This is a genomic window from Mycoplasma sp. (ex Biomphalaria glabrata) (assembly GCF_001484045.1).
Classification (GTDB): Bacteria; Bacillota_I; Bacilli_A; order Mycoplasmatales.
The window spans coordinates 138,859-161,282 of the sequence record NZ_CP013128.1; the positions used below are offsets into that span (position 1 = coordinate 138,859).

Here is a 22,424-nt window from a genome sequence, read left to right on the forward strand (position 1 = left end):
TGTTATAAAAAAACTTGATACTTAGTAATTATTTTTTGTATTTTTAAATCAGTATTAGTTAAGTTATTTAATAGAAAATTATTTACTAACTGAATTGCTGTTTTTGGCCCAATTCTTTTTATTAGCATTAATTCATCAAAAAGTAATTTAATTTCTAATTTATCAAAAGCATAATACTTAGTTTGGTAATTGATGTGATTAAAAAATGTAGATATGAAGTATTCATTTTTATTTAGTTCAAAATTGTTGCCAATTAATTCGACTTTGATAGAAAAGGCGGTAGTTTTTAATATATAAAAATCATTAACTTTTTCAAGTTTGCCATAAATACTAAAATAATTCATCAATTATTATTAGTCATTTAATTCGATGTTGTGATAAATTTCTTGAATGTCTTCATCATTTTCTAAAAGTTCTATTAATTGTGTATTATTTTTAACTTCGTTTAAATCAGATAATTTGATACGCTCTTTTGGATATCATCCAATTCCGATTTCAATGAAATCCGTAATATTATTTTTTTAAAAATTTCATTATTAAAATTAAAATCTTGTTCGTTGGTAATGATGATATACATCTCTTCTTCTTCAATTAATTCTTCAATTTTTAATTTTTCAGAAAGTACTAATAATGTATCTTCTGGCAAATCCTCTTTAGAAATCACAAAAAAAGCACCATTAATAAATTGAAAAGTGACACTACCTGGTGTAGCTAATTTCCCCTCTTTTTTTGAAAAATAACTACGAATGTTAGCGGCTGTTCGATTTTTATTATCTGTTAACGTTTTGACGATGAAATTTGTCCCACCTTTACCGTAACCCTCATAATAAATTGTTTCATAACTTGTTTTGCTATCCTGATGTCTTGTAAGCGCTCTCTCAATGTTATCTTTTGGCATATTATTGGCGCGAGCTTTTTCAACAACCATTCTTAAATTAGGATTTTGATTTAAATTAGGATTTATACGCGCTAAAATTGAAATTTCCTTGGAGAATTTTTGAAACAATACTGCGCGTTTTTTATCTCTCGCTTCTTTTTTATGTTTGATATTTGCAAATTGTGAATGACCTGCCATAATTATTAAAATAAGTCTTGATCGTCAACTTTATTTTCACGTTTTGTTGAACGCGTTTTATCAATGTTAGTTTTGATAGATTTTGTTCTATTAGCTATTTTTGGAATTACTCTAAAATAATAGATTACAAAAACTAATAAACAAATTCCTACAGCAACAGGAATTCCAATATACACAAATGCTGAATATCATTGTTGTCAAAAATTATATTCAGAATCTGGTCCGTTCGGAATTTGACCATCATTGTATGTATTAATAGTTGTAATAAATGTAAAAACTGAAGTGTAACTTGTGCCACTTATAGCTCCACCTACCTGCATCATTAACATCACATTATTATTTAAACCTTGTCAACTTGTCCCTAATGGACCAAATTCATCATTCATGGTCTTAACGTCGTTATTAACTGGTGTTGTATCTGTATGCTTTGCTGTACCATCTGAATTTTGTTCTTGAGATTTAAATAAAAAGTCGCCCCCATGTGATAATTGAATTGGAGTTTGATCTAAAATATATGGAAAAAACTTCATTCCATATGTTGCTAGATTCGGAATTATTAAATTTAAATAGGCATCAGGAGCTGTTTTAATAAAATCATACATAAATCCGTACGGGTGAGCTAACTTTGTATTACCTTGTTTATCAGTTGTTGTATCTGTATTGTAGTAATGCAAATAACTTCTTTCCATGATATATCACATATCAGCATTTGTTTTTGCACTTTGGCCAGCACCAGCTAATGCAACGTTATAAATTTGAGTTTGATCTAAAAATTGTTCAACATAGTTAGTTAAATAGTCAAATGCATAATAAGGAACTTGCCCTTTTGTGTCAACAATTGTTGTTGTGCTAACTGGTTTATCTAAAATGGATTGAATTACATCCATAAAATTACCATTCGGATACATTTCACCAGTTTTATATTGACTAGCAGTTACTAGCTGTCCAAAAAAATCACCATTAATTTTAGAAATATCAATAATTGCATACTTTAATTGAAAATTAGAAAAATCATCCTTAATTGTATTTATTTGTTTTGGTAATGTGTTTGTAAAATAGTCTTGCAAACCTAACAAAATAATTTGAGTATCAATTAATTGAATTCCTGTAATTTTAACACGTGGAAAAGCATCAGCTTTATCGTATTCAAAATTATCATTTTTATCATTAACCGTAAAACTACCAGAAATATTTTGATATTTTAACGGATTATCTTTTTTCATTTTTGATCATATCGAATTACATGAAGAACTTAAGTAATAAGTTAATGCACTAAAGAAATGTTGGTCAATCATTATTTTATTAGGGTCATTTTTCCCAGGCGAAAAGAAACTAAAATAATCGATAGCTGTTTTGCCGGTCGGTGTTGATTTCACGAGAGACGGTAAATAGTTTAAAATATTACTCATCACTAAACTTAATTGTTTAGCTGCATCATCTTTCGAAACATCAGATAAATTACCAAGCGCGTCTCTATAGCGTTGATCTTCTGTAGATGTATTGTTAGCACCGTTAAAAACATAAGGGCTTAAGGAATCACATAACGCATTAAAAGCACCAGCAATTAAAGCAAAATTTAATTGAGGAGTTGTTCATCCCGGAATTGGTGTGTCTGATAAATTAGTATCAAAATTTTCACTATTATTATTAGCGATTGTTCTAATCTCGCTATCTAAATTATGAGTTTGATTTTGATTTGGTTGAATTGAACATGTAAAAGATAGTAATGATGTAAATAATAATCCTAAGACTGCCGTTTTTTTAAATAATTTCATCCATTCCCCTTCGTCTATATTAAATAATATGAAACATCATAATTTTAACATAGTTAATTTAAAAAAATAGTTAAATAGTTTGTCTATTCTTGTTCTGAATTACGTTTTTTTCACATGTATTCATATTTAAAGTGACGACGAACAGCAAAAATAATATACGCAAGAACAGCAGCGCCCGCTAGTGAACCAAAAACGACTGATAAAATAAAACCTACATTAACTTCATCAAAACTACCTGTATTAAATTTATCTATAGTTTTTAAAAATAAACTAAAGTGCGCTCCAATATCAGAGTCTTTTTCTCTATAACTCAAACTTACCAAGTTAGCGTCATTTGAAATTTCAGAAGATAGAAATTTTTTTGCTGAACTATTTGGGTTAAGGCGAGTTAAAATGCGTGGTGTTAAATAAAATTTGTTAGGATTATAGTTTGAATAACTTTGACTAATTATAATTGAACTCAAAGCATCTGGAATTGTATTAGTTGGTAAAATTAAATTATTACCAATAAAATTTTCTAATTTGGAAATACGTGACATTGGATCATATGGATTATCTACTGTGTAGATTCATGCAATAAATTTGTTAACATAATCATTCATGTGTCCGCTTGTGTTATCCGGAGAACTTAAAGCTACATCGGAATTTTTTGAACCTGTAAATTTATATCCATTTGATAACGATGTGGATAACAAATTATGTAAATGTTCAGTTGTTGTTAAATCAACCTTACTTAAATCAACGGAATTTTGATTAATTAAAAATAAATTTTGAGTACTTGCTTGCGATGGAGTTAGTACATCTGGATTATTTGGTGCTTCTTTCATTCCTAAGACTTTAAATGATCCTAAAAAGGTTCCAACCAAGTTAGTTAATATTTGCGCTGACTCGTTTGCACTCATTGGTGTGTTTTGTGAACCTTTTTTAACAATGTTAAATAAAAAGTCTTGGATAAAATCTGTTACAAAAAAAATTTTTTGTGAATTAAATAAAACTTGGTTTCCGTTACCATCTAATCCAAATAATTCATTACTGCAAGTTAATTGAGTTTTTGTTAAGTCAGATGCTTGCCCTTCAGGTGATTGACATTCATTAAACATTTCAGTAGTTGGTCTATCGGCTGAAAAAGTCCCGTTAAACAAGAATGTTACAACGTTAGCAAACATTTGAACATAATATTTATCAAATTGTGGAAAATTACTATCTGCTGCAATTTCACTTTCAATATACTGAAGTGTTGATAAAAATATTCCATTAATAATAGTGTGAGCAATAGAATAATTCATTGCATTTTCATTTGGAGCCGGAGCAGCTCAAATCATTTTTGTTGGAACAGTTGAATCAATAATATTTATTTCAGATGGCGAACCTAAGTTAGGAGTTGATGATTGTACAATCTTAAAATCATTAGTTGATACATTAATTCCATTATTTACTAAATAATTTAACAATGATAAGTTGTTCGCCCCTCAACCTTGCATCAATTTATTAACAGTCACTTCGAATGCTGTTTTATCAGTTGGTGATTTAGCCGGATCATTTAAAAATGAAAAAGCGGTTGAATCTGTTTGGATGAAGCTTTGAAAAATATTTGCATATAGCGTGTATAATGAAACTCCAAAATTTTCATTAATTGATCAAGATGTTGGTAAAGTCGTTGCTTGAACTTTAGATGATGGTAAATTTAAAGTTCTTGTTTGTTTATCGTTTAGCGAATTAACGACACTATTTTTGATAACTATTCCTGTTGGTAAAAAAATTGATGTAGCAACTAGTGTCGTTAAAAATATTTTGTTAATTATTTTTTTCATTTGTTATCTCCTAAATGCTTTTTATGTTTTGCTATATAAACTTTTTTGCGGAAAAAATATAAGAAAAGCAAGGCAACAAATATTATTGCTAACAAGGAGACAATAGTTATTAAAACTAAATCTAACGAACTCATATCTAATATTGTAAACCATTTTTAATTGAATACTCACGAATACGTTTTGATGCCACAACTGAAACAGAAACAAATATGATTAAAACGACACCAGCAATAATTCCTAAAATAATGTATATTGTATAACTTTTTGTGGAAGTTAAAGCATTGTAGGCAGAAATATCATTTAAAACTGGTTGTAGGTATTGCACAACATCACCTTGATAACTTCTTCCCTGTTGATCAATATAATTTAAAGTTGGATTAACGGGAATGTTATCTAATGCTATTGTTGATTGATAAAAGTTTCATAAATCATTAGAAAGAGTTTTTAAAGCATCGTTTTCATCATCCATTGAAGCTGGCACTTTGTTTCTTTGAATATAACGATTATTTTTTCATTTATCATCTTTATTCATAAAATCGTATGATGGATCATCTGTTCATTTTGCCACTTTATCCGGTGTAGCACCATCGCCTCACAATTCATTACTTAACTTTCCTCATGTGAAGTTAGCAAAATCTTGCATACATATATTCCCTAAATAAATATAGCGTGAATTTTCAGGAGTTTTAAAATTTGTTGGTTGTTGTTCTGAATCTGATTCCGAAACTCAATTCATTATTTGTTTTTGGAAAGTGGCATAAAACGTATTAGTTGTATCCGCTATTTGCCCTTGGTCATCAGCTGGTTTTACAAAACGTTGCTTTAAATATTGATTTCCCAATGTAGATAATAATTGACGAGACACTCCTGTTAATGAAGTTGATGAATATTGATTCGCCCCTGGAATTCACGAAGCTATCGAGTTTCCAGCTAAGTTATAACCTAAATACAACATAAAAAATAAATATTGATAAACGTTTGAGTCTTTTAATGTTGGTAAATTAATCGCTTGTTGTGGGTTTGTACCAGTTCCTTGATCAAAATATGTAGTAATTGATTGTGTTGGAGCGGTATATGGTTTTCCAACATTTCCGATATATAAACTAGGTAAAATGTTTGATTGAGTGTTAGTAAATTCTTGTCAAAATACTGGGTCTGTGGTTGTACTTGTTTGTTGAATGCTACTTATTTGATTAGATTTCAATGTTGGTGACACATAGTAAATATCAACAGGTTCATTAGTGGGATTAGAAAAACTAACAGCATAATCAAATCACATCGCCGTTGGATACGAAGAAGAAGACGGATTAGCGCTTAAACCTGATGCTTGTTGCACTAAAAAATTAGCATGAAATTCCGGTAGTGCTTGTGGAGTTGTTGTTTGATTAATAGTTGTTTTTGTTCACACCATTGATGATCAAACAAAACTAGCAACTGTTGGCGTAACTGGAATTTGTTTTCATAAATTAATATATGATCTTACTTGGTCCTGTGTAAAACCATAAGCATTAACATAGTTTTGATTAATAACGTTATTAGCTCAATTTGCATCACCTTGATGAGTTGGATCGCTATCACCTTCTTTGTATTGGTTAAATCAAGGATTTGGGAATCATTCAGCACCTGAAAATGATAACTCTCTAAATAATTGATTAAAATAGTTCGACATTGGTCCGTTATTAGCATCTGTTGTTGAAGAACCTGCTTTTGAAGCAAATTCCTTTGTTAGAGCAGCAAAGAAATAATCAGTTAGTAAATATAGATTAAATTTCAAACATTCGCTATATGTATTTGCATCAATAGTTAATGTACGCGCTTTTGTATCTAAACCTGCTTGCTGAAATGAGTTTCCAAATATTCCTAACGGAACTGAACTGGCAAATTTATTTGATGATGTTTTAAAAGAAAGTAATCAGCTACAATCATCCCCATTTGTGATATCTTGACTATTAGGATCGAAGTTTCCGCCTGTTCGATCAAAATCTAAATTCTTTGGAGTTTGTGATTTATTAGGTGATTGTTGCGAGATGGTGTATGGAGACTCTGGTAATTGATTAACATTTGTTGCTGTTAAAGATGTTCAAGAAAATTTCTTATCTTGACTATTATTTCATGATTGCGAAGTTGGATTATAGTTTCCGATATCACCCATAATAGATGAAACAAAGTCACTTGCATTCCCCATTTTTGGGTCATAATCATAAATCGTTTGAGCTATTCTTTTAGTTGTAGGGATTATGGCATATCATAAAAATAAATTTAATTCTTTTTGAATAGGATAAAATGATGGATCAATATTGCTACTTTGAAAATCATATGTTGGTGCTGGTTCTTTTGGATCGTTAACAACTTGCTGGTTGTAATCACCAAAAATATTGCTTAATTGATTTTGATAAACTGCGTTTGATACTTGCTTAATTGCATCATTAGTGTCAATTATTGCGGTTGGCAATAAAGATGACAATGCAATTCCTAAAGAAATTAGTGTCTTTTTCATTTTTCCCCCTACTTTGTTATAAACAATTTTTATTTTAACAAAAAAGGAGTATCAAACTACATTAAATCTTCTTCGTCTAAAGTTTCTTCCTGATCGTTTTGTTCGTTATTTTCATCTAGTCAATCAAAGTCATCATTTGAGTCATAATCATCATTTGAATCATCACTTATTTTTGTTTCTAACTCATCTAATTTAAAATCGATAACTGAACTCGGTCTAAAAGGTTTCTCGAGTTCTAATTCTTCTTCGTTGTCATCATCCGTAAAATCATCATCTTTATCTTCAACATCTAAAATAATTTCATCTGTTTTTTCAAATTCATCAATCAAAGCATCTAATTCGTCTTTAGATTCTGATTTGTTTTCAGTAAAAGATTTTTCACTTAGAGGATTGTATGTGCTAACAGAATCTTTATCCTCATCATCATTAATTTCATTAGTACTATCAAGAGATAAAACTTTTTTAGCAGTATTGCTAAATAAAGACTCTTCTGCATATTTTGCATAAACGTCATCATTTGGTTCTTCTTTTTTAACGTTATAAGATTGCTGATTTAAATTATTAGCATAAGCTAGTGGGGGTTGGTTGATGTTGTGTTGGAATTGTTCTGTACGAACAACTTCTTCAGGTGCAGGTTCTAGTTCTTGTTTGTCAATTTTTTTTCGGTTAAAAAGTGATGGTTTTGGAGTTTGAGAAACGAAAGGGGTTTGTTTTGGTTGGTTTATTTTCTTTTCAATTAAGGATATTTTCGCTTTCAAAATTTTCTCTTGTTCATCAATTAGTTTAGTATTGTGTTCTTTATGTTTTGCTAATTCTGTTAATTGCGCGTTTAAATATAATAATAAATTATCATCAGAAAAATTTTTTGGTCTTTCAGTGTTATAGTCATAATTTGATATTCAACTTTCCATTTCTTTACGAGAATTTAAAAGATTATTTTTCTTTGCTGACTTTGAAGATAATCTATGCGCTAAAACAAAAGTACCTACTAAAATAAAAAATACCATTACACCAACAAACACTACAATTGCTTTCTGTGTATCATTGCTTGTTGCAACTAAAAATTCTAAATTTGTCATGTAGGTCACCTTTAGTTTAATTTTAATTTAAAAAAATAGTAACTTGTTTAAAATAAGATGTTTTTTTATAAATTACATTAAAAATAGTCGAATATTATCGACTATTTTTAGTTAAATTATCATTGTTAACATGAATGTTTGTGGAAAATTCTGGAAAAATAATGCCTCTACGTTTATGTTCACTTTTCTGATGTAATGCTTCAATTTTTTTAATAGTAGATGGTGATAAGTCTACTAAATGATTTTTCATATACATTTCTAATTCTTGATAAGAAAATCCCATTTCTTTTTCATCTGTTTGATTTGGTCATAACCCCGCTGTTGGAGTTCGATCAATAATTTCATTTGGCACATTAATAATTTTTCCTAATTCATAAACTTCACTTTTGTATAAATGAATTATTGGAGCAATGTCCACACCTCCATCGCCATACTTAGTAAAATAACCTGTAAATCATTCACAAGCGTTATCAGTTCCCACAACCATATAATTATGTTCATTAGCTAAAGCATATAATGTGGTCATTCTTAAACGCGGTTTAATGTTATTAAAAGAAAAATTTTTCGTTACGCATGTACCAATGTTGCTTTTTAAATGATCAAATGTGCTCGTTAAATCAACACGTGTTGTGTTTAATTTATGCATGTTAATTAGTTTTTGACTACACTCTAGATCAAATTTATCACTATGACATGGCATTTCTACCACTAAATGATTATGCGGAAAAGCTTCTTTTGCTAACAACGCACAAACAGCTGAATCAATTCCACCACTAATGCCGACTATTAATCCATTCATTTTTGCTTTTTTAACTTCTGATCTTAAAAAATCTACTAGTTCATTTTTATATAGCAATAAATCTTTTTTTTGAATTTTGGTACTCATTAATTTTCACTTTCTCATTCAAATTCATATCCGTATATATGAATATGGTCCCCAACTTTTACGCCTTTTTCTAGTAAAGCTTTAAAAACACCTTTCGCTTTCAAAATTGAATTAACGCGCAGACGATTTTGAGTTGAAATCATTGGAATTTTTTCAAAAATTTCCTTAATTGTTTCACCAGTTACATGTCATGCTTTCTTTTTTTTCTCTATGTAAAATGTTTCATCTTTTTTTTCTAACGTAATAACTTCATCGTATTCATCTTGAATACTTGCCATAACAGCGCTACGATTTTTCTCAACATAGTCATAACATAACTTCAACAATTCATCATTTTTCTTAAAATTTATAGCAGAAATGAAGAATAGTTTACTTACTTTCACTTTTTTAAATAGATTTGTAATTTCTTCAATTTGCTTGTCATCCAACATATCTTTTTTATTAATAATGATGATTTGATCTTTGGCAATAAGTTTTTTGCCGTACTTAGCTAATTCGTTATTAATAATTTTATAATTTTTAATAACTTCATTAGGTTCATTAAATCCATCTATCATATGGAGTAAAACTGAACATTTGTTAATATGTTTTAAAAACTCTATTCCTAAACCTTTTCCTTCGCTAGCTCCCTCAATTAATCCAGGGATATCTGCAAAAACCATTTGGTTACCATAAAAATCAACTACCCCAAGCACCGGAGAAAGTGTCGTGAACGGATAATCAGCAACTTTCGGAGTGGCTGAGGAGATTTTAGAAATAAATGTTGATTTTCCTGCATTTGGAAATCCGATTAATCCAACATCTGCTAATAATTGCAACTCTAGAAAAACATCTTTTCTTTCTCCTTTATCACCGTTTTCACAAAGTGATGGAGCATTATTATTGTGAGTTTTAAAACTAGCATTTCCTCGTCCACCTTTTCCGCCCTCGCAAATTAAATATTTTTCTTTATTTTTTGAGACATTAGCGATAACTCTGTTAGAAGGTAATTCATAAACAATAGTTCCAATAGGAACATATATATAAGTGTCTTTCCCAGACTTCCCTGTTTGGTTTTTTATTCCACCTTTTTCGCCACCTTCTGCCTTAATTTTTTTATTATTTTGGAAGTATAAAAGTGTGTTGGTATTAGTGTCACCTACGAAGTATACACTTCCACCTTTTCCTCCGTTTCCACCAGCCGGACCGCCGTTATCTCGATAAAGTTCACGCAAAAAGGCGATGATTCCATCGCCTCCTTTTCCAGCTTCAATCTCGATTTTAATATTATCTATAAATTTCATAAATTAATTTTACTATTTAAATCATATGAGGGAAATAAAAAAATGCCTTTCGGCATTCTTTTTATTATTGTTAGTTATTTGTTGATTCGATAACTGAAACTTGTTTACGGTCTTTACCTAAACGATGAAATTTTACAATTCCGTCTTTTAAAGCAAATAAAGTATCGTCACTTCCACGAGCTACATTTACACCTGGGTGAATTTTTGTACCACGTTGACGGTAAATGACGCTTCCTGTTTGAACTTTTTGTCCATCGCCAACTTTTGCACCTAATCTTTTTGAAGCAGAATCTCTTCCATTACGAGTTGAACCCACTCCTTTTTTAGAAGCAAAGAATTGAATATCTAATTTAAATTTAAACATCATATTACACCACCTTTTCTATTTTTATATTTTTTGTGTATGACTGTGCGATCGTTTCTAATTGATCAACGATTACATTAATCGCAATTTGTAATTCTTTGGAATTTCTAATTACAATCAACTTTGCTATATTATCATCAATACTTAAAGAAACGCATTCTTTAAAATTTCGATTCAAAGAATTGAATCCGCCAATAACAACACTACTTATCCCAGCACATACAACATCTTTTCCTTTTTTATCATACAAGGCATGACCTTGGACAGTAATTTCTGAAATATCGTTGTGACAGTAATAAATTTTAACTGAAGTCATTATGCATTTATTTCTAGAATTTTCACTCTAGTGTATGGTTGACGATGACCTTGAGAACGACGTAAGTTTGATTTCGGTCTGTAACGAATTACATTAATTTTAGCTTGTTTACCTTGTTTTTCGATTAAACCTTTTACTGAAGCTCCTTCAATATATGGTTTTCCGAAATTACCGTTAGCAAATAAAACTTTATCAAAAATAACTTCTTGTCCTTCAGGTTGGTCTAATTTTTCAACATAAATAATATCATCTTTATTTACGCTAATTTGTTTTCCACCTGTTTCGATAACTGCGAACATATTTGTAACCTCCTAAGACTCACTATGATGGCAAAGAAATTAATCTTTTTAATAGCCATTTTTATGTGGTTGTAGATGTTTTGAGCTACAACATGAAAAATTATACAAAAAAACGCTCCTTAAAGCAAATTTTAAAGAGCGTTTAATGAGCAACAAAACCAGGCATATAATGATTAGTATCATATTCTATTGGATTTTGATATTGTTTATAATTAGCTGCTTCTTGTTTTTCTAAATCACTAAAAAAATTATACATTTTTCAAAAAAAATTTAAAATTTCAATTGGCATCATCGGACTTAGTCCAGGAGTTATTTTTGTTAATTGTTCATCATCTAATAGTTTCATATCTACTATTAGAAATATTTTAATTATCTTACTTCTTTGATTGTTATTTTATAAGGGTGTGAAATTCCTTGAACTTCGATAGTATCTCCTATACGAGCTCCCAAGATTGCTTTAGCAACAGGTGAAGTGCTAGAAATTTTAATTGGACTTGCTAACGGATCAGCTTCTACAACATTTACTATTTGTAAAGTTTTTGGCATTTTATGAGTTGTTTCCAATTCCACAATTGAACCTATTCCAACTGTGTGACTTTTTGTTGAATGTTCAATAATTTTCGCAGCATCTAAAATCGCTTCTAATCTTGCAATTTCTGCTTCTAATTCAGCTTGTTTATTTTTTGCTGCATCGTAATCTGAATTTTCCGATAGGTCTCCTTGTGAACGAGCTTCTTTTAATTCCTCAATTACTTTTGGACGAGCAACTTTGATTAAATTTTCGTGTTTTTTAAAAATTTCTTCATAACCTTCTTTAGTTAAAACAATGTTTTCCATGTACATATATTCATCCCTTCAAGGCATAAGACTAAAATATGCCTAAATTAAAATTTATTATACTACAAAAAATTATTCTTGATGCAAATAAACATCAAGAATGAACATCGCTGAAATGGCATCTTTTTTATCTCGCATTTGTTTTTCGTTCAATCCTAAGGAATGTCCTAAATCAATCGATGATTTAGTTGTTAAACGTTCATCCACTCGAATAACTATTATTTCAGGATAATTTTCATTTAACAAATTAATTACTTCTAAAACATTTTTCTGCGAGTCTGAAATTTTTGAATCCGTTGATTGATTCATATGAAAAGGATAGCCAATAATTAAAGCTTTGATTGGATATTTAATGCTAGAGAGAATAAGTTCGAGTTTTTTTGTTGCTGAAACTTCCCCATGATTTACGACTCAACTATTTGAAACTAATTTATTGTCAAAACTAGCTAGTGCAACTCCGCTCCTTTTTGTTCCGATATCGATACCGATGAAACGTGGAGTTTCTTTAAACACGATTAAAGACTTCCCTTAACTTTAAAATATTAAGATTTTGTTCAGTAGTTCCTTGAGCTATCATGTTAGAACCCCCACCTTTGCCACCAAAATTAGTAAAAATAGTTTTTAAATGGTTGTTGGCATTTTTGTTATTTTTATCACCAACAACAACAAAATTATTTTTGTTGAATAAAATAACTAATTTTTTTTGATAATATTCTATTACTTTTTCGAAAGCTTGACGCAATAAAGTATTTTCTAAAATATTAGTTTCCACGATAATTAACTTGTCATCTACATACTTATTTTTAATTGGTTCGTTATCTAAGTCATTAATTATATAATTCATAATTGAACTTATATATCAATTAACCAATTTGAATTCTTGTTCTTTTAGATAATCTTTATATAGCTTATTTAAAGTTGCAATATTTTCACGTTTTTTAGTAACTTCTTCATAAGAAGAAGCATCTTTAATTTGGTCCATACATTTCACAAGATCAGCATTTTTTTGGATTTTGTTCTTTTCTATCAATGATTCAATATCTTTTTTTAACGTACTTCACGTTTCATTAATTTTTGCATTTAATTCCGTGTAGTAATTAGCAATGATTTCTTTACCAGTAATAGCTTCAATACGATATGTGTTGGCAGCCACCAATTTATAATTTGTTATATCAAACTGTTCGATATCTTTTGTTTGTTTGACATGCGAACCTCCACATAATTGTTGAGAATAATCGTCAAATTTAACAACACGAACAACACTACCATAGCGGTCTTCAAAATTCATATGAATATTCAATTTTTTAGCAACATCTAAAGACATTTCTTCAATCTTTAACTTCAGATTTTGATGAATAATATTATTTGTTTTTTCAATCAGCTTATTTATAAAAATATGGTCTATTTTTTTCTGAGTTGTGAAATCGAAACGTAATCTGTTGCCATCCAAATAACTTCCAGATTGAGGAACTTTTTCATTCAATAAATCGCAAATCACTTCGTGTGCTAGATGTGTAACAGAATGATTAGCAGCAATGCGTTTTTTTAATTCTTTAGAATATTCTAAACGGACAACATCGCCACACTTAAACGTTCCCTTAATAATTTTCGCATAGTGTAAATGTGTATTATTTGGTCCTTTTTGCACATTATAAATTTCACCAATATTTTCACCATCTTTTGATTTTACTTCTCCAATATCGTATATTTGTCCACCACTCTCTGCATAAAATGGTGTTATGTCGAATATTATGACAACATTTTCGTCTTCTTGAGCGTATGTTAATTTTTCATTATTTTCAAACATATAAATAATTTTGGCATCACAAAAAGCATGTTGTTCACCAATATATTGATTCGATAATTTTTTAATATCTTCAACTAAATCGTTTTGTTCATCCATTGCTAAACCAAAGTTTTGATTTTTACGAGATAATTCAACGTGTTCTTCCATGCATTTTTCAAATTCACTATCAATAAATTTTAAATTAGCTTCCAAAGCTCATTCTTTTAAGAGTTCAATTGGCATTCCATATGTGTCATACATTTTAAATGCTATCTTCATATTTCAGTTTTGTTTGGCTTTTTCAAATTCATTCAAAGCTTTTGTCATTGCTTGAGCAAACTTCTCTTCTTCTTGTTTTAAGCAATCAAGAATAATATCTTTTTTAATTTGTAAAAATGGGTATGCTGGTTTCATTAAAATAATGAATGGTTCAACCAATAAACTTAGTAAACAATTTTGATTTAAATCTTGTGCTAAATATTTTTTAAACATAGAGATTGAACGACGAATTAATCTTCTAACGATGTAACCTCTTGATTTATTGGATGGTAAAGCGCCATCAGCAACTGCAAAAGCAATGGCACGAATGTGGTCAGCAATAATACGATATGTTGCTAATTCTTTACCTTTGGCATTTTCATAATTTACTTTGGCATACTTCTCGATTTCATGAATAATAGGCATAAATAAATCAGTTTCAAAATTCGTCGGAGCATTTTGTAAAATTGCTAATATTCGTTCAAGACCCATCCCTGTATCAATATTTTTTTGAGGTAATGGTTGATAGTTATTTTTACCATCATTATTAAATTCACTAAAAACAACATTTCAAATTTCAATATAGCGATCATTTTCAATATCTTCTTTTAATAATTTGATTCCTAATTTATTTGGGTCAAATTTTTCGCCACGATCAAAGTAAATTTCGGTATTTGGACCACACGGTCCTTGACCCATATCTCAAAAATTAGTTTTTCGTGTGCCATATATTATGTGTTCTTCAGTTACTTTAATTTTTTCTTTTCAGATGCGAATAGCTTCATGATCCTCTTCAAAAACAGTAATATATAATTTATTCTTATCCAATCCTATTCATCTTTTGGATGTTAAAAATTCTCAAGCTCACTCAAGAGCTTCAACTTTAAAATAATCACCAATTGAAAAATTTCCCAACATTTCAAATAAGGTGTGGTGACGGCTAGTAAAACCAACATTCTCAATATCGTTTGTGCGAATTGAACGTTGAGAACTAGTTAATCTCTTGCATGGTGGCGTTTCGATTCCAGAAAAATATTTTTTTAATGTGGCAACTCCAGAATTAATTCACAATAAGGAAGTATCATTTATTGGTACTAACGACATTCCTTCTAAAATTAGATGTTCTTTTGATGCAAAAAAATCCAAAAATTTTTTTCTCAATTCCAAATGTGTTATCATCTTTAAATTCTCCAATTTTTATTAAAAACGTTGTTTGCCACCGATTTTACAGTTGTTAAAATCGGTACAGCAAAAAACGTTCCTCCGAATCCAAAAAGTCCAGCAAAAACACCTATTCCGACAAGAACAGTTACTGGGTGTAATCTCGTAAACTTACTAAAAATAATTGGGCCAATTACAAATCCTTGTAGTAATAAACCGATAGCGATGAATAATGTAATAATAATAAGTGGTCAAAAATTATTATTCGTTGAAATGTCAGTTAATCCAGCAATTAATATTGGCGCATAACCGATGATGGTACCAATATACGGAATAATAGCGAAAATAGCAAAAAATAGCGGAAAGAATACAATCCCGTTTTTGAAAAATTGTGAATTAAACCCATACGCCGCAATAATCGTTCCAATAAGGACTAAAATAAATAATAATAATGTGTTAACAGAAACTGCTCTAGCTCATGTAAAAACTGAATTCTTAAAAGCATTAGCGACCTTCACCGATGTTTCTTTGTTATCAAATGGTAAGTTACTTGCCATTCATGATGTTAATGTTTTATATTTACCAGAAACATAAAATGAAATAAAAATTGTATAAACTAACACAATAAAAATAGTGAAAATAATATTAATATTTGAAAAAACAAGACTAATTATTTTTGTAGTTGAAAAGGTGTTTGAAACATCTTGTAAAACGTTGTGAATAGTAATCACGTCAAATGAACTCTTAAATCATGAAAAAAAATGTAAGATACCCACAAATAACGAACCTAAGTTATTTAAGGTAACTTCTATCATTTTATTCGTGGTTGGATCGAAAAATCAAATACCATTCTTGTCGATATGATCTATTTTAGCATTTGAATTTAGAGCATTGATAGCGTTTAAAAAACTATCTCGACTAGCTTGATCACCAAGAAAACTCGATACTAAACCAGATAGTTCTATAATTAAGAAATACAATATTGCAGCAATCATTGATAACAATATCAAAACAGCAATCGATGTAAAAATAACTTTTCAAAACAAGGAATATCAATTAGTAATGCGTTGGAAAAATAAAATAATCGGATTTATTACGCTCCCGATTCCGATGGCTAAAAAAAGTGGTAAAAATCCTAAAAAAACTCCAGCAACTTTTGAACGTTCACTTTCTAAAAAGAAAAAGAAAACCAAAGCAAATAGAAATATTGAAAAAGTTCATTTTGCTTTATTTCCTCATTTTTCAAAAGGATGTTCTCACATCGGAATTTTTTTCTTAGGAGTGATTGGTTGTTTTTCTTGTGTGTCCATAATTTTTGTTAACGTTTTTGATTATAACATTTTAAATAACTACAAATAAGTTAATTCTTTATCTTGTGAATATACTTTTGCAATTATTCCTGTTCCCAAACATCTATCATCGTCGTAAAATACACAAAACTGTCCAGGAGTTACTGAATAAGATTTATCGTACGTTACCTTTGCATGATGATGTTCTAAAAAATGTATAGTTGCCGGGATCGTTGCCTGACGATAACGAAATTTTACCTCTACTCGCATTTTTTCTAATTTTCTATGGTTTATTAACGAAACATTTTCCAGCAATACGGCATCACTTTTTAAATATTTATTAAAAGTTCCTTTAGCAACATATAGAATTTTTTCTTCTATTTTTTTCCCAACAACAAAATAAGCGCTAGCATTACCGTGTAATCCTAACCCTTTTCTTTGGCCAATAGTGTAATACATTACACCTTCATGTTGCCCAACTATTTCATTAGTTTCAATGTCCACAATGCTTCCTGGTTGAGATGGAACATAATTTTTCAAAAATTTACTAAAATCCCTTTCACCAATAAAACAAACTCCTGTTGAATCTTTACGAAATGCAGTTGGCAATTGATATTCCTTCGCTAAAACTCGAACTTCTTGTTTGTGATAATTAGCTAAAGGAAATAGGCATCGACAAATTTGTTCTTCACTTAAACCTGCTAAAAAATAAGTTTGATCCTTATTTGCGTCTTTCGGTTTGACAAGATAAGTACGACCGTCTTCATGAATTGTTTTAGCGTAATGACCCATCGCAATATAATCTGCTTGTAAATTATTAAATGCATAGTGCGCAAAATGGTTAAACTTTATATATTTGTTACATAAAACATCTGGGTTTGGTGTTCGCCCTTTTTTGTATTCATGAATAAAATATTGGAAAACTTCATTTCAATATTCCTTTACAAAATCCACACGATGTAATTTAATATTTAATTTTTCTGCAACAAGTTGTGCATAACGATAATCTTCTTCTTGTGGGCAAACAAAATCATCTAAATGACTATTTCCTAGAATGTCGTTATTTACAATTGAATCTCAATTGCGCATAAATAATCCTTCAACGTTATAACCAGCCTGTATCAAAAGCATCGCAGCGACGCTTGAATCAACTCCACCACTTAAACCAACAATTACTTTTTTAAGTTTCATTATTAATTCGCCTCTTTCGTTTTTTCTTGCAATAATTTTGGATTTTTAGTAACTCTTACCCTTAATCATTTATCACCCACAACTAAACTAATTACTGCGATAATAATAAAAATAATAGCAATTAATAACATAATTCCTACATTTTCACCTCAAGAAGTTCAATCGAAGTTAGATATTAATTCACGATATGCTCGAACAAAATAAGTTCACGGAGTTACATATGATAATCCTCTGAATAATAGTGGTTCTGTAAAAACTGGATATGTACCATCTGATGCTAAATACTGTAAAATTAGAGTGACAATAATTAAAGTTTGTGTTATTTTAGAGTTTCTAATAAAATAAGCCATTGCGTATACAATTGCACTAAAGGCAATTCCAGCAACAATTTCTGTTAACAATAAAATGATAGTTTCGCCAAAACCAAAACGTACTCCCAAAGCAGTTAAGCACAACCATAATACTAAAATTTGTAAAGTTAGGATGGCAATAAAGAATGAATAATTTTTAAAGTAATTACGCAATTTTTCTTTCAAATTGGCGCGACGCTTATTAACAAATTCATATCGATCATGTTGAAAAGCGCAAGCCATTCAAATTCCTAAAGCTATAAAGAAAGGCGCCAAACCTATCCCAGTTACTCCAAAATATTGTTTTCCAGTAATATCAAAGTTAACGAATGTCAATCCCTCGTCAGTCATTTTGTCTTTAGCGAACTGCGTCATTAATGCGCGGAGTGAATTGATAATATCTTGTATTTCATTAATTGTTTTTGTTCCAAAAGCGGCATCCAAAATCGCTTTAATTTCAGTAGCATAACTCGGCCCGAAAATATGTTCAAAAAAATTCTGAAAATCAGCTTTTATTTTATTAATATCTGTACCAAAATTTTTAGAAATATAATCTAATGCGTCATTAACTACAATAATTGCAGCAAAATTATTAAAACCAGTTACAACGGTATATAGTAATTGACTTAAAATAAAATTATTTTTCAATGAACATTCAAATTGCAATTGAGGAATCGTGGAAGATGTTCCATTATAAACATTAACTATGTCTTCATTGAAACTTGGTGGAATTACTAACGAACCATCCGTTTTTTCAGAATTTCATTGATGATTAGGATCATTAATCGCATGGAAATGTAATGATAATTTTTGAAGACCGGTGTCTACATTCATTAAATAAGAACCATCATTTTCATGCTGAATAATTTTTTCATTTTCTGCATCTTGCAACACTTTTTCTAAATTAGTTCCAGTAGTTGGATTGGTATCTTGATTTACAATGTAGTAATTTCCATTCCCTATCTTTTCTAGTGGGTTTCAAAAAGCATATAAGTACAAAAATGAATATAACATCGGTACGATAAGCAAAATCACAAATCCAATTCTTTTTAACTTTGTATCAAAATGAAATCGGCAAAATTCTTTAAATCAATTTATCTTCTCAGTTTTTTTACTCATAATTATTTCCTTTTATTGTGGAAAAAAAATCAATAAATTACACTTGACACTACAATCAAAGCAGTAATTGCAAAAACTATCCCTAACACTAGCATGAGATGATCAAAATGATCATTACTATTCACTTGATTAATAAAATTTTGTTTAATAATATTTAGCAAAAAAATCATTTGAAACCTTTCACGCCAACTAATAACATTTTACAACATAATTAAATAAAAAAACTACCTCCAAGGAAGTAGTGCTTTTATTTAATTATTTTGGTGATCGATAATGAATTATCAATCAAATTAAGGATATCATTAGCAACAACTAAAATAAAATTCAATTGACTAACCGAGTAATTCCTAACAGAAAGAAATACTTATTTAAATAGAATTTAAATAAGATGAAATAAAAATAAAAAATAAAAAAGCCCTGGCACCGTGCTATTTTTGCAATTAAGCTATCGTAGCCGCAGTAATGCTTAACTTCTGTGTTCGGGATGGGAACAGGTGTGTCCATTACGCCATAGGCACCAAGGCAGACAACGTTGTTGTATATTCGTTGAAAACCGAAATGAATTCATCAATTCTAAAAAGTAATTTTCTCAAAAAGTAAAATTCACAATTCATGAATTTAAAAAAGTAAAGTCCTCGTTCTATTAGTAATGGTTAGCTCAATGCCTCACGGCACTTACACACCCATCCTATCAACCTTGTTGTCTACAAGGGAACTTATCCAATAAATTGGTGGGAAAACTCATCTTGATGTTAGTTTCGCGCTTAGATGCTTTCAGCGCTTATCTATTCCACACATAGCTACCTAGCTGTGCCACTGGCGTGACAACTAGAGCACTAGCGGTGTGTCCATTCCGGTCCTCTCGTACTAAGAACAGATCATCTCAATTTTCCTACGCCCACAACAGATAGGGACCGAACTGTCTCACGACGTTCTGAACCCAGCTCACGTACCACTTTAATTGGCGAACAGCCAAACCCTTGGCACCTACTACAGCGCCAGGATGTGATGAGCCGACATCGAGGTGCCAAACCTCCTCGTCGATATGAACTCTTGGAGGAGATTAGCCTGTTATCCCCAGAGTAGCTTTTATCCATTGAGCGACGGCCTTTCCATACAGCACCGCCGGATCACTAAACCCAACTTTCGTTCCTGTTCGGCTTGTAGGCCTCACAGTCAAGCATTCTTCTACTTTTACGCTCTACACATGATTTCCGACCATGTTGAGAATACCTTTGGGTGCCTCCGTTACATTTTAGGAGGCGACCGCCCCAGTCAAACTACCCACCTGACACTGTCCTCTTCCCAGATAATGGGAACAAGTTAGTATTTCAATAATATAAGAGTGATATTCCAAGGTTGACTCCATGCAAGCTGGCGCTCACACTTCAAAGTCTCTCACTTATCCTATACAAATATTACTAAAACACAATATCAAGCTGTAGTAAAGCTTCATGGGGTCTTTCCGTCTAGTTGCGGGTAACCTGCATCTTCACAGGTACTAAAATTTCACCGAGTCTATAGCCGAGACAGCGCCGGGATGATTACGCCATTCGTGCGGGTCAGAACTTACCTGACAAGGAATTTCGCTACCTTAGGACCGTTATAGTTACGGCCGCCGTTCATCGGGGCTTCAGGTCAATGCTTCGCGGCAAAACCGCTGACATCTCGCTTTAACCTTCCGACACTGGGCAGGCGTCACCCTGTATACATTGTCTTACGACTTAGCACAGAGCTGTGTTTTTGGTAAACAGTTCCCCCGGCCTCTTTACTGAGGCTCATAGTTATGAGCACCCCTTCTTGCGAACGTACGGGGTGATTTTGCAGAGTTCCTTAGCTATAGTTATCTCGCTCACCTTAGAATTTTCTTCTTGACCACGTGTGTTCGTTATCGGTACGGGTTAGATATTGATTAGCGATAGAAGTTTTTCTTGAAAGCGTGATATTTGTCACTTTCCTACTCCCCGAGGGTTTCGGTATCTTTTACACCTCAATGTTACGCCATGCGGATTTGCCTACATGACCACCTTGATGCTTAGGCCGGTACTACCAATGACCGGCTGACATAACCTTCTCTGTCACTCCATTTCTCAATATCCAAGTACAGGAATATAAACCTGTTGTCCATCGGCTACTCCTTTCGGCCTGGCCTTAGGTCCCGACTAACCCTGGGTGGACGAACCTGGCCCAGGAAACCTTAGTCAATAGGTGTGAAGGATTCTCACCTTCATTCGTTACTCATGCCGGCATTCTCACTTCTCATCGCTCCAACTGTCCTCACGGTCAATCTTCAGCGCAATAAGAACGCTCCCCTACCGCGTATAAACATAGTTTATACACCCACAAATTCGGTATTATGCTTTAGCCCCGGTACATTTTCGGCGCATTACCACTAGACTAGTGAGCTGTTACGCACTCTTTAAACGATTGCTGCTTCTAAGCAAACATTCTAGCTGTATTAGTAGTGACACTTCCTTTTCCACTTAGCATAAATTTTGGGACCTTATTTGGTGATCATCGGCTGTTTCCGTTACGTACATGAACCTTATCGCACACGTACTGACTGCCTGGTATGGTTAGAACGACATTCGTAGTTTAATTATACTCAGTACCTCTAGATGAGGCCATCGTATATTCAGAGCTCTACCTTCGTTCTCCTTTAATCCAGACGCTAGCCCTAAAGCTATATCGGGGAGAACCAGCTATCACCCAGTTCGATTGGAATTTCACCACTAGTCACAACTCATCCGCGGTCTTTTCAACGAACGTCGGTTCGGTCCTCCAGTGTATTTTACTACACCTTCAACCTGGTCATGACTAGATCACTGGGTTTCGGGTCTATGGCTACATACTAGCGCCCTCTTAAGGCTCGCTTTCACTACGGCTCCGTCTTTACGACTTAACCTTGCATGCAAACATAACTCGCCGGCTCATTCTTCAATAGGCACGCCATCAGGCATTAACGCCCTCTGACTTCTTGTAAGTTTATAGTTTCAGGATACTTTTTCACTCCCCTCTCGGGGTACTTTTCACCTTTCCCTCACGGTA

The 22,424-nt window shown here is 31.5% G+C and carries 18 protein-coding genes, 2 rRNA genes and 1 other annotated feature (1 of these 21 running past the window's edge); all 20 genes read right to left on the bottom strand.

Annotated features, from left to right (window positions below):
• Positions 1-2 precede the first annotated feature (2 nt).
• On the bottom strand, positions 3-344 hold the full coding sequence (locus ASO20_RS00395) for a hypothetical protein (RefSeq protein ID WP_085055948.1): 342 nt from the start codon (positions 342-344) through the stop codon (positions 3-5).
• A 101-nt stretch (positions 345-445) separates the two neighbouring features.
• Positions 446-1,075 carry a YebC/PmpR family DNA-binding transcriptional regulator gene (locus ASO20_RS00400; RefSeq protein ID WP_085055949.1) on the bottom strand — a complete coding sequence of 210 codons (630 nt, stop codon included), beginning with the start codon at positions 1,073-1,075 and terminating at the stop codon, positions 446-448.
• 5 nt (positions 1,076-1,080) lie between these two features.
• Positions 1,081-2,850 carry a hypothetical protein gene (locus ASO20_RS00405; protein WP_085055950.1) on the bottom strand — a complete coding sequence of 590 codons (1,770 nt, stop codon included), beginning with the start codon at positions 2,848-2,850 and terminating at the stop codon, positions 1,081-1,083.
• A gap of 83 nt (positions 2,851-2,933) precedes the next feature.
• Positions 2,934-4,661: a hypothetical protein gene (locus ASO20_RS00410; RefSeq protein WP_085055951.1), complete on the bottom strand. Its 1,728-nt coding sequence runs from the start codon at positions 4,659-4,661 to the stop codon at positions 2,934-2,936.
• Positions 4,662-4,797: 136 nt separating this feature from the next.
• The gene (locus tag ASO20_RS00415; RefSeq protein ID WP_085055952.1) at positions 4,798-7,158 is read right to left on the bottom strand and encodes a hypothetical protein; all 2,361 of its coding nucleotides are present in this window, start codon (positions 7,156-7,158) and stop codon (positions 4,798-4,800) included.
• A gap of 56 nt (positions 7,159-7,214) precedes the next feature.
• Entirely contained in the window at positions 7,215-8,237 is a 1,023-nt protein-coding gene (locus ASO20_RS00420; RefSeq protein WP_085055953.1) for a hypothetical protein, read from the bottom strand.
• A gap of 94 nt (positions 8,238-8,331) precedes the next feature.
• Positions 8,332-9,123: an NAD(+) synthase gene (gene nadE / locus ASO20_RS00425; protein WP_085055954.1), complete on the bottom strand. Its 792-nt coding sequence runs from the start codon at positions 9,121-9,123 to the stop codon at positions 8,332-8,334.
• A complete protein-coding gene (gene obgE, locus ASO20_RS00430; RefSeq protein ID WP_085055955.1) occupies positions 9,123-10,406 on the bottom strand; it encodes a GTPase ObgE in 1,284 nt (427 codons plus the stop codon). Before obgE ends, nadE begins: the two co-directional genes overlap by 1 nt.
• Before the next feature lie 70 nt (positions 10,407-10,476).
• Positions 10,477-10,770 carry a 50S ribosomal protein L27 gene (rpmA, locus tag ASO20_RS00435; RefSeq protein ID WP_198140254.1) on the bottom strand — a complete coding sequence of 98 codons (294 nt, stop codon included), beginning with the start codon at positions 10,768-10,770 and terminating at the stop codon, positions 10,477-10,479.
• Positions 10,771-10,774: 4 nt separating this feature from the next.
• Positions 10,775-11,086 (bottom strand): ribosomal-processing cysteine protease Prp, encoded by a 312-nt coding sequence (locus ASO20_RS00440; protein WP_085055957.1) that lies wholly within the window; start codon positions 11,084-11,086, stop codon positions 10,775-10,777.
• Entirely contained in the window at positions 11,086-11,385 is a 300-nt protein-coding gene (gene rplU, locus ASO20_RS00445; protein WP_085055958.1) for a 50S ribosomal protein L21, read from the bottom strand. The genes ASO20_RS00440 and rplU overlap by 1 nt, the downstream gene beginning before the upstream one ends.
• Positions 11,386-11,390: 5 nt before the next feature.
• Positions 11,391-11,466, bottom strand: a sequence feature (ribosomal protein L21 leader region).
• A gap of 61 nt (positions 11,467-11,527) precedes the next feature.
• Positions 11,528-11,731 (bottom strand): hypothetical protein, encoded by a 204-nt coding sequence (locus ASO20_RS00450; RefSeq protein WP_085055959.1) that lies wholly within the window; start codon positions 11,729-11,731, stop codon positions 11,528-11,530.
• 23 nt (positions 11,732-11,754) lie between these two features.
• A complete protein-coding gene (gene greA, locus ASO20_RS00455; RefSeq protein ID WP_198140236.1) occupies positions 11,755-12,222 on the bottom strand; it encodes a transcription elongation factor GreA in 468 nt (155 codons plus the stop codon).
• 72 nt (positions 12,223-12,294) lie between these two features.
• A complete protein-coding gene (locus ASO20_RS00460) occupies positions 12,295-12,735 on the bottom strand; it encodes a RuvX/YqgF family protein (protein WP_085055961.1) in 441 nt (146 codons plus the stop codon).
• Positions 12,728-15,445: an alanine--tRNA ligase gene (gene alaS, locus ASO20_RS00465; RefSeq protein WP_085055962.1), complete on the bottom strand. Its 2,718-nt coding sequence runs from the start codon at positions 15,443-15,445 to the stop codon at positions 12,728-12,730. The genes ASO20_RS00460 and alaS overlap by 8 nt, the downstream gene beginning before the upstream one ends.
• Before the next feature lie 2 nt (positions 15,446-15,447).
• Positions 15,448-16,737: an AI-2E family transporter gene (locus tag ASO20_RS00470; protein ID WP_085055963.1), complete on the bottom strand. Its 1,290-nt coding sequence runs from the start codon at positions 16,735-16,737 to the stop codon at positions 15,448-15,450.
• Positions 16,738-16,776: 39 nt separating this feature from the next.
• Positions 16,777-17,907 (bottom strand): tRNA 2-thiouridine(34) synthase MnmA, encoded by a 1,131-nt coding sequence (gene mnmA / locus ASO20_RS00475; RefSeq protein ID WP_085055964.1) that lies wholly within the window; start codon positions 17,905-17,907, stop codon positions 16,777-16,779.
• 2 nt (positions 17,908-17,909) lie between these two features.
• Entirely contained in the window at positions 17,910-19,376 is a 1,467-nt protein-coding gene (locus ASO20_RS00480) for an ABC transporter permease (protein ID WP_085055965.1), read from the bottom strand.
• A gap of 415 nt (positions 19,377-19,791) precedes the next feature.
• Positions 19,792-19,898: ribosomal RNA gene (rrf, locus tag ASO20_RS00485) — 5S ribosomal RNA — on the bottom strand.
• Positions 19,899-19,999: 101 nt separating this feature from the next.
• Positions 20,000-22,424 (bottom strand): 23S ribosomal RNA (locus ASO20_RS00490) (it continues 498 nt past the right edge of the window).